This window comes from Coriobacteriia bacterium, from assembly GCA_030652115.1.
GTDB lineage: Bacteria > Actinomycetota > Coriobacteriia > Anaerosomatales > Anaerosomataceae > UBA6100.
On the sequence record JAUSBK010000013.1, the window covers coordinates 228,940 to 239,012 of the forward strand.

The 10,073-nt window shown below is 65.9% G+C and carries 7 protein-coding genes; all 7 read left to right on the plus strand.

The window, feature by feature from the left end; translation table 11 throughout:
• The first annotated feature begins 17 nt into the window (after positions 1-17).
• A complete protein-coding gene (locus tag Q7W51_11600; GenBank protein MDO8849019.1) occupies positions 18-2,900 on the plus strand; it encodes a molybdopterin-dependent oxidoreductase in 2,883 nt (960 codons plus the stop codon).
• 17 nt (positions 2,901-2,917) lie between these two features.
• On the plus strand, positions 2,918-3,808 hold the full coding sequence (locus tag Q7W51_11605) for a hypothetical protein (GenBank protein ID MDO8849020.1): 891 nt from the start codon (positions 2,918-2,920) through the stop codon (positions 3,806-3,808).
• Positions 3,808-5,118, plus strand: coding sequence for a hypothetical protein (locus tag Q7W51_11610; GenBank protein ID MDO8849021.1), 1,311 nt, complete (start codon positions 3,808-3,810; stop codon positions 5,116-5,118). The genes Q7W51_11605 and Q7W51_11610 overlap by 1 nt, the downstream gene beginning before the upstream one ends.
• A 117-nt stretch (positions 5,119-5,235) precedes the next feature.
• The gene (locus Q7W51_11615) at positions 5,236-6,681 is read left to right on the plus strand and encodes a hypothetical protein (GenBank protein ID MDO8849022.1); all 1,446 of its coding nucleotides are present in this window, start codon (positions 5,236-5,238) and stop codon (positions 6,679-6,681) included.
• On the plus strand, positions 6,678-7,511 hold the full coding sequence (locus Q7W51_11620) for a hypothetical protein (GenBank protein MDO8849023.1): 834 nt from the start codon (positions 6,678-6,680) through the stop codon (positions 7,509-7,511). The genes Q7W51_11615 and Q7W51_11620 overlap by 4 nt, the downstream gene beginning before the upstream one ends.
• A 6-nt stretch (positions 7,512-7,517) precedes the next feature.
• Positions 7,518-8,690 carry a hypothetical protein gene (locus tag Q7W51_11625; protein MDO8849024.1) on the plus strand — a complete coding sequence of 391 codons (1,173 nt, stop codon included), beginning with the start codon at positions 7,518-7,520 and terminating at the stop codon, positions 8,688-8,690.
• A 69-nt stretch (positions 8,691-8,759) separates the two neighbouring features.
• Positions 8,760-10,073, plus strand: a 1,314-nt coding sequence (locus Q7W51_11630; protein ID MDO8849025.1) for an Ig-like domain-containing protein, incomplete at its 3' end; no start/stop codon positions are given.

A 10,073-nucleotide genomic window follows, 5' to 3' on the forward strand; every position in this document is an offset into this window, starting at 1 on the left:
CATTCGGACGAGGCTCGATGACCAACAACTGGACCGACATCGGCAACGCGTCGATGGTCCTGGTCTGGGGCGCCAACCCGTCGGAGAACCACCCGGCGAGCATGGCACACGTCAACCGCGCGCGTGACAACGGCGCGACACTCGTCGTCGTCGATCCCCGCAAGACCCGCACCGCTGTTCAGGCGGACCGGTTCATCCGGCAGCGTCCGGGTACCGACATCGCTCTCATGAACGGTGTCGTCCGCGGGATCATCGAGGAGATGGAAGGCCGCGACGTTGCCGACCCGCAGCGCGTCCAGTTCTTCGCGTTCCTGAACCAGACGGGGGACGGGACGTTCTTCACGGACGGCACTGCGACGACCGCTAGCACGAGTGGCACGCCGGTGCCGGGGAACTCGAAGTACACGGATGCTCGCTTCCTCGTACTGCCCGACGGTTCCGACTACGTCCGCGACAAGGTCCTCGCGTCCACCGGTCTTCCCACGGCTGCCGGTCCCGACAGCACGACCATTTCGAACTTCCCGCAGAAGGCCACATCGGTGGTCGCGGACACGAACACGGTCTACAACCGCCTCAAGGCGCACGTTGCGCCGTACACGCCGACCGTCGTCGCCGACATCTGCGGTGTGACCGAGGACGACATCACGTTCCTCGTGAACGCGCTGATCGACAACAGCCGCTGCAGCACCATCGGTGGTGCGCTGGGTCGGCAGAATCCCCGGGAAGTCGGCTACAAGTGCACCACGATCCTGTACGCGATGGGCATCACGCAGCACACCTGCGGTTCCCAGAACGTGAAGGGCTTCGCGGTCTTCCAGAGCCTCATGGGCAACATGGGTCGTGCGGGTGGCGGCATCAACGCGCTGCGCGGTATCCACAACGTCCAGGGTTCCACGGACATGGGCCTGCTCCAGCACCTGATCCCGTTCTACTCGGGCAACCCGAGCACGATGACCTCTGCGGATTCGCAGGCGTTCGGCAAGTACATGGACAGCCTGTGGGGCACACCGCTTTCAGGCAGCGCGGCCAAGACGCTGATGAACGGGTCATACGACGACGCGTACAACACCTCGACGATGGCTCTGCAGCAGCGCGGCTTCTACAACATGACCCGCAACTTCTTCGCCGATTACTACCAGGGCGCGACTGCCGTCCACGAGGGCTGGGTACCCGCCAGCACCGGCGTGCCGTTGCCTGCGCATCGTGCCAACATGGACTCGCTGTGGGACCTCTGGCCCAAGGTCAACGGCCAGAATCACATCACCATGTTCCGGAATGCAGGTCGCGCAGACGGTGATTCGGCGCGCATCAAGGCAATGCTGATCTGGGGTCAGAACCCGGCCGTGACCGAGCCGAACCAGGAAGCGATCCGCAAGGGATTCTACAACCTGGACACGCTCGTCGTGGTCGACATGTTCAACACGGAGACCGCAGCTGTCAGCCGTCGCCCCGGTGGAGTGACCTACCTCATACCGGCCTGCGCGCATGTTGAGGAAGCCGGCTCGGTCAGCAACTCCGGCCGCGTGCTCCAGTGGCGCGAGCGGGCCGCCCTGCCCAAGGGCAAGAGCAAGTCGGACATCGAACTCATGCTGAGGTTCGCTAAGTCGCTTGACGACCATGACGCGTTCTCACACATCGTCGCCGTCTGGAATGCCAAGGGATGGACCGCAGCAACGAAGGCGTACGCCGATCTTTATGGCACGCGCTACGGTTGGACGCCGACGGCAGGTGTCGATGACTTTGAGGACCTCGAGGGTACCGCCGAGATCTGGCATGGCCCGACGGTCGCCGCCGGTGGCGTCGATCCGGGTCCGTCCTCCACAACCGTGTACGGTTCGGAGTGGGTTGCTGAGCTGGTGTACCGCGAGCTGAACACGCCCTCATACGGCACCTCGTGGCTGTACACCGGCGCGTATAGCATCGACCTGACGACGAACAGGCACACCGCTGCAGTGGCTATTCCCACCGCCGTGCCGCCTGTGCCCGCCGGAACAGCGCAGGGCAACTGGCAGACCAAGAACCGGTCGAAGAGCCGCAACAACACCGACGGCAACGGTACTCTCGCCTACCCGGGTTGGGGTTACTCGTGGCTCGTCAACCGTCGGGTCCTCTACAACAACGGGGACGTTCCCGGCGACATTACGGACTTCTACATGGGTCCGGACTCGGCCGCGCGGCTGTTCGTGTCCACAAACGCCAGCACGCTCAACTACTCGCGCTGGTACCGTACGATCCACCGTATGGCGGACAAGCCGGATGCCGGCATCGGCACCGTGCACGTGCTCCCCGGCCGCTTCCCGGCCCACACGGAGCCGTACGAGACGCCGCGTGCCGACCTGGCCGCAACGTGGGGTCGCAACACCACCGGCAACACGCCGAACCTGGCGGGCGCCGCGGCGTTCGCGCAGTGGAACTGCGTGCCGTCGGACACCCAGGTGGCAGGGCGCGACGTGCCCGCAAGCGGATTCCCGTTCGTGCTCACCAGCATCCGCTGCGTCGAGCACTTCCAGGGTGGCCCGATCACCCGCAACAACCCGTGGAACGTCGAAGCCGAGCCCGAGCCGTGGGTCGAGATCAACTCGATCGACGCCCTGGCCATGGGCATCTCGGATGGCGACCAGGTCAATGTCATCACTGCTCGTGGTGACAGTATGGGCCTGACTGCGCATGACACGGCGTACCCGGAGATTGGCTGGGCCAAGGGCTTTGTGGCGCGCGTTGGCGCCGGCACGCAGGGCAACCAGCGTGTTGCACCTGGCGTCGTGGCCATTCCGTGGCACTGGGGTGACCAGGGTCTGTCCAAGGGCAGCCGTGCGAACGACCTGTGTATCGACTCAGGAGATGCGAACACCACCATCCCTGAATCGAAGGCCTGTCTCTGCAACATCGTGAAGATATAGGAAGGGGGTGGTGAACGATGACTGTTATGGCGATCCTCCAAGACGTGGACAAGTGCATGCGCTGCAACGGCTGTGTCATCAGCTGTAAGCGCACATGGCAGATGAAGGCGCTGAATCCGGGCATCCACAAGACTGCCCCTGACCAGCGCGTGATCATCAAGTCGCAGAAGCGCGTCGACATGGGTCCGTTCATGCGGTTCAGCTGCTGGCACTGCGAGAACCCGCCGTGCATCCAGCACTGCCCGTTCAAGGCGATTCAGAAGGACGCGGCATCAGGCGCGGTCTTCATCGACCCGACGCTCTGCAAGCCAAACCAGTTCAACGACGACGGCGTTCAGTGCATAGGCCAGTGCCAGATCGACTGCGGTCGCGGTGGCTACCCCAAGATCGGCAAGGGGAGCGACCAGGCGGCGTACGCTGATCTCACGAAGGCATGGAAGTGCACGATGTGTTACGGGCGTGCCGGCAATGTTGCGGCAGTCTCAGGTGCAGTTGCCAAGTATGGCAACCCCCTGCCGTCGAACTACAACAACCTGCCCAATAGGGCGGCCCTACCGGAGCCAGCGGCTCAGGTCGAGCTCGATCACGAGCCGAGCTGCGTCTATACCTGCCCGGCCAAGGCGATGAAGTTCGACACGCGTGAAAACGTGCTGGCGTACCTCGTGCCCGCCAATGGCTATGTTTCCGCGCAGGGCGACGGTAGCGTATTCTGGGCAAGCAAGAAGAATCTGGTCATCGCTCCAAAGGCTGACCCGTTCGTTGAGGACCATGTGACGCCGCTCGTTTCCAGCGTGCTCTCAAGCCCGTTCGCGAAGGCGGCACTCGTGCCGGTAGCCCTCGGTGCTGGTCTGCTCGCGCTTATCGCGCGCCGGCAGCAGTTGGCCGACGAGTCGATGGGGGAGGTGTGATGACGATGAGGAAGCGTGCATTGATCTTCGCAGCCCTCGCGACGATGGTCGTCGTGCTGATGGTGCCAGCTGCTGCAATGGCCTTTGATACTGTCCACGGCGGCTATGCGATGGACACCGACGCATGCGCCGGATGTCACCGCGCTCACACCGCATCGAGCCCCATCACGTGGACCGACGGCGGAGGCGACACGCGTAGCGCGCTGCTCATCTCCACCGCCGAGTCGGACGAGGAGTTCTGCTACACGTGTCACGGTTCGGCAGCTGTTGGCGCCGACACCAACGTCTACGACGGCGTGTTCCAGTCGCGTGACGGTGACCTCGGCAGTGACGAGGTGTTCAACGACGACCTTGAGCCGCTGAACGGCGGTGGCTTCGACCTCGCGATGTTCCCGACCCAGCACTACCCGGGCGGGTCCACGTGGGTCGCATGGGGCGCCGGCAACGATGGCCGCGATGGCATCATCACGATGGGTGGCGAGAAGGTCATCATTTCCTGCACGACCTGCCACGACACCCACGGTTCGTCCAACTATCGTCTGCTCAAGGACTTCGTCGCCGGCATCAATCCGGCAGATGGCACGCCTTTGAGCGTCGCTGTTGGTGGCTACGACCTCGCGGACAACCCCACTCCATACGTCATCTCCACGGAGCAGGGCTATCCGGCTGGCGGCTGGCCCAAGGGTCCCGCTCGCATGACGGCGTACACCACCTACTTCCCGGACTTCACCGATCCGCGCTACGCGAAGGCGCCGGTGAACACGGTCACGGGACAGCCTGATCCAACCAAGGGTATCAGTGGTTGGTGCGCGGCGTGCCACACGCAGATGAACACCGCGGGTGACATGGACTACGCGTTGTCCATGTCGAGTACCGGCCCCGGCACCTATCAGTCCGAGGTCTATGACGCCAACGATGGCTTCGGCCTCACGATGCGTCACCGCCACCCCACGAACGTCGCGCTGAGCACGTTCCAGGGTAGCAGCCCGCTCCTGTACGACAGCACCGACGGTGTACCGCTTGCGCACGATCATGCGGAGGGATTCGCCGACGGTTCGGTCGTGCTGGCTGAGACCAGTACCGACTGGGTGGACTGCCTGTCGTGCCACGTGGCACACGGTTCTGGCGCAACGATGAGTGGCTACGCCAGTGTGGCCGACTCCACGAATCCGCAGCCTGACACCGGCACCAAGACCGTGACGATTGATGGCACCACCGTTGTCACCGTGGGTGCGGTCCCGCCGGATTACGGCAACGCACTCCTGCGTCTCGACAACCGTGGCACCTGCCAGGCCTGTCACAACAAGTAAGAGGTGTTCGTGACGTCTGCTAGAGACGACACGCGCGAAGGGAAGGGCCGGGTTCGTCCCGGCCCTTCTCCTTCGGTTGATGAGGCGGCTGCCCCGACCGGGGAGAAGCGCCCGTTGTTGGCTGGCCGGGTACTTCGGCCGGCAGGCGCGCTCATGGTGCTACTCGCGGCACTTGCGGTGAGCGTCTTCGGCACGCAAGCCCATCAGTACTCGTCGCCCGCGGCGCTTGCGTTGGTGGCGTCGTTCGGATCGTTCCTCGGCATCGTGCTTGGCGTCGGGCTCCCGCGCGAGCGCGCCAGTGGCGTGCGCGAGTGGTTGCCGCAGGTGCTTGCGGGTGCGGGCGGGTTCGCGGTCGCGCCGTGGCTCGTGATGGCCAATCGGTACACCGATGCGCCGCCCGGCAGCGAGGTCGCCTTCTTCTCGGTGGTGACCTGGGGTGCCATGCTCGTGGTGGCAGTCTCGCTGGCATCCCCCGACCGCGTGCGTCGGATCGGCGGAGCACTGCTCGCCCTCGCCGGTTCCGCGGCCGTCCTCGCCAACTGGGAGCGGCCAAGTTCGTTCTCGCCGTTCGTGCGGTTCCCGCGGGAAGAGACGTGGATGCTCGTCGCCGGCGTGTTGTGGGTCGTCCTGATCCTCGCGCTTCTGAGCGCATCCAGACGCGGCACGCTCGGCCCTGCAGCGCTGCGCGCCGGACTCGGTGGCGTCGTCGGTGCCCTCGCGATCGCGCTACCCGCGCTGCTCTCCGGGGCCCTGACTGCCGACGACTTCACGCTCCCCGGCCTGTGGGCTTACGGCATCGCCGTCGGCTTCCTGACCACGGGCACGCTGCTCGTGCTCCGCTCGCGTTCGGCGATGTCCATCGCCGGCGCATACCTTCTCGTGCCGAGCGCGATGAGCCTCTTGCTCCTGCTCGAGCGCGTCTTCGGCTCCAGAGGCCCTAACCCGCTGCTCGTAGGTCCGATCCTCGCCGCCACGGTCGTGGTCGTGGCCGGCATCGTGCTGGGGCGTGAGGCTCCCGGCTACGCGACCGGCGTCCCGGAGCGGCGTCGTATCGGGGCCTGGGTCCCCGGCGCGCTCGCGGTCCTGGCACTCGGCGCGGCCATCGTGAGCTTTACGCTGCCCGGAACGACTGCGGCAGTGAGCGCGACGCGTGCCGACGGGACCAGGTTCGAGGCGTCGTTCGATCTGTACGGCCTTGAGGTGGCGGGCACGTGGATCGCACTGGGAGTCGCGTGCGGCGCGCTGGGGATCGTGCGGAAGCCGTCGGCACCGCGCCACGGCCTCTACCAGGCGCTCGCAAGCGTTGCCGCGGTCGCCGCATGGCCGTTCGTGGCGGACACGCCGCTGCGGACTCTGACATCGTTCATCCCATCGGATGTGCAGGTCGACTACGGCTCCGAGTTCGCGCGCATCGACTTTGCCGGCGGACCGTCGGTGCTCTCTATCGTTGCGCTCGGTGGCGCGCTGCTCGCTGTGGCGGTAACGTTGTCCCGGTACAGACCGACGTCCTTGCCTGATTCGGGGAACGCTTCCCGTGATGATCGAGAGGTGATCGCACCGTGAAGAAGACACTCACCACGCTGCTGACGCTTGCGCTCGTGCTGGCCCTCGCGGTGACCCTGGGCGGATGCAAGCGGAAGGTGACCATCACGACCGGGGAGATCGTCATCTGCACCGCAGGCGAGATCATCGAGGACAACACCGAGGAGATCGAAGTCCCCGAAGATGAGGTCGACCAGTACGGCGTGACCACGAAGGTCATCACGTGCGACACGCACGGTGCGATCGGAACGCTCTACGACGAGGCGCAGATGGCGATCGCCGCAGGCGACCTCACCACGGCACGCGAGCGGCTCGCTACGGTGCTCGCAACGGATCCCACCTACCGCAAGGCCAAGGAGCAGCTCGACGCGATAGACGCCGGGCAGACGCCCGCTGTCGACGCCGGGGACGATTCGACCGGTGAGACCACCACACCTGGCGACACCGGCACCGAGGAGCCGACCGGCCCCGTTGTGAGTCTCGTGAAATACGTGCCGGACGTGATCGATGGATACACCGCGCAGGGTATCCTCGCGGATGCCGCGTCGCTCAGCAGGATCTACATCCCCGGCAGCGGTGCCGCCGACCAACTGGTGATCGAGGTCGAGCAGCGGGTGAACGCGGATGCGGCCAATGCGCAGCAGGCAGTGATCGCGGGCGACTATCCGGAGGGCGCCACCTCCAAGACGATCGGCGGCAAGACGGTCGTGGCGGGCGCGCGGGGTCAGTTCGCCGCTGCGGTCTTCGTAGACGGATCGCTCACCATCATCGTCGAGCTGCACGCCACCGGCTCGTCCGGTGCCGATCTCATCGATGCGGCCTTCGCAGTCGTCGAAAGCATCGCGAAGTAGCCTTTGATGCGTGGGCTCTCCCGACTTGATCGGCCACGGCGCCTGACGCTCGTCGCGTCGGCGCTGACGGTCCTCGCTGGCGCGCTGCTCGTCGCGTTCGCCCCCGGGCCGCCGATTCCCGTGCCCACGGCGCCCACCACCCGCGACGACACGCCGACGCTCACGTACGTGCGGTCGCTCCCCGATACGGGCGATGCAGATCTCATTCGACCGGTCGGGCTCGCGGTGGGCGACGGGCAGCTGTACGTCTCGGATTCGGGTGCATCCGTCGTGCGTGTGTTCTCGACCGGCGGCAGGGACGTCGGCGAGATCGGGCGCGGTGTGCTGGCGGTTCCCGCCTACATCGCGTGCGACGTGGCGACGTCCACGGTCCTTGTCGCAGACCGCCAACTCGGCGCGGTGCTCCGGTTCTCCTCGGACGGCGAGCGGCTGGACGACCTCGTCCCGTCCGTCGAATCGACCGAGGCGTGGCAGCCGCTGGGGGTGGCGGTCGACAGCAAAGGCGCCGTTGCCGTGACCGACAGCTCGGGCCGCCATCGCATGCTCGTGATGGACCGCCAGGGCAGGGTCACCTTCGCCCTCGGCAGCTCGGAGGCCACAGACACGCCGGGCAACGTCGCAGTCTCCCTCGACTTCCCGAACAGCGTCGCGTTCTCAGATGATGAGATCTGGGTGAGCGACAGCAACAATCGGCGCGTGCTCGTCTTCGGCCGGGACGGTGCGTTCCGGCGCTTCATCCGGCTGAACGGCATCTCGCGCGGGCTCACCTTCCTCACCGGCGGCGAGGAGCCGCAGACGTACGTTGCGGTCGTGGACGCGCTCGCGAGCGCAATCGTGCTGCTCGATGCCGAAGGAGCCGAGGTGACGCGCTACGGCGAGCCGGGGACCTCGGCCGGAGAGCTCGCCTATCCGAACGATGTCGTGTACGACGAAAAGACCAGTCAGCTGTTCGTCGCCGACACCGCGAACGCCCGCGTGCAGGTGTGGGCGGTGGGGTGGCCCGCCGAAGAGGACGCGCTCGATCTGGATGAGATTCCTCTCCTTTTGTCGCCGATGCAGGCTTTCGGCGCGCTGCTTGCAGTGCTGGGTCTTGTCGGCTCAGCGGTGGCGCTGTGGCCGCGGCGAGAGGCATCGGAAGCTGCTATAGTCGAGGATGCGCTCTCGCAGCTAGACACGTGACCGGCATCACGGAAGATTGAGGTACCTGTGCTAGCGCAACTGAGACACCACATCGCTTTCGCGACCCTTTTGGCGCTTCTTGTAGCCGTGGTCCCGCTCGCTGCACCGGCCCTTTCGGCCGAGGCGGCTCCGCTCGCCGCTGACGCAGTCATCTCGGCGGGCGTCACCACCGGCGCCCTGCGCTCGGTCGCCTTCGTGAGCGCGACCACGGGCTTCGCAGCGGCCGACAACGGCGTCATCGTCAAGACGACCGACGGCGGCGAGTCCTGGACGCAGGTCCGCGCAGCTGATGCGTACACCTTCCGCGGAATCGACTTCTGGAGCGCGAGCACGGGCGTGGCGGTGGACCACTATGGCAAGGTCGCCTCCACGACTGACGGTGGCGATACGTGGACGAACGTTGACTTCAACCCCTATCCCACCATGGACGGCGGCCTCGTCAACCCCGCCACCAGGACGCACAATGACGTCGCCTGTCTCTGGGGCGGTATGACGGCCATGACCGCGGCAGGAGACGATGCGCCATTTGACGGCACGTGGACCGGCGGGACCTCCATGGGGACTTCGGGGAACCTGCGCTACTGGGGAAGCCCCCTCACCGAGACCAAGCCGCACCGCTATCTTATCGTCGATCAGTACTACGACGTCGGCCGAGGCGAGCTCCTGGATGTCGAGTACGTGGGAACGACGATCTGGGCCTCGGGCATCGACTACTGGACGCTCGACGGCGCCAATCCGTCGAAGTACCCGCTCTTCAAGTCCACCGACGGTGGCATCAACTACACGAAGGTGTCCTTCGGCACCACCGACCTGCGTTTCGAGGGCATCTCGTTCGGTAGCGCCACGGCGGGTATCACCGTGGGCCAGCTCGTGGGCGGCAACCGGAGGGCGTACTTCACAACTGACGGCGGCACCGCCTGGACGTCGGCGACCACACTGCCGGGGACGGCGGTGCTGAACGCCGTTGACATGAGTTCCGCCACCCAGGCCTGGGCCGTCAGCGGCGACGGCACCATCATCCGGACCACCGACGGCGGCGCCAACTGGACCGCGTGCACGATCACCGGTGGCAACCCGTACCCGCTGTACGACGTCGAGTTCATCCCAGGCACGACCACCGGTTGGGCGGTCGGTGCGTCGGGGACCGTGCTCCTCACGAGCGATGGGATCACCTGGCGTCAGCCGACCGGCCCGCCCAATACCGCTCCGGTGGCCACAGCCGATTCCTACACCACCGCCGAAGACACCGCGAAGGTCGTGGTCGCGCCCGGCGTGCTCGGCAACGACACTGATGCCGACGGCGACACGCTCACCGCGATCAAGGTCGCGAATCCGTCGAACGGGTCCGTGACGCTCAACAGCAACGGATCTTTCACCTACACC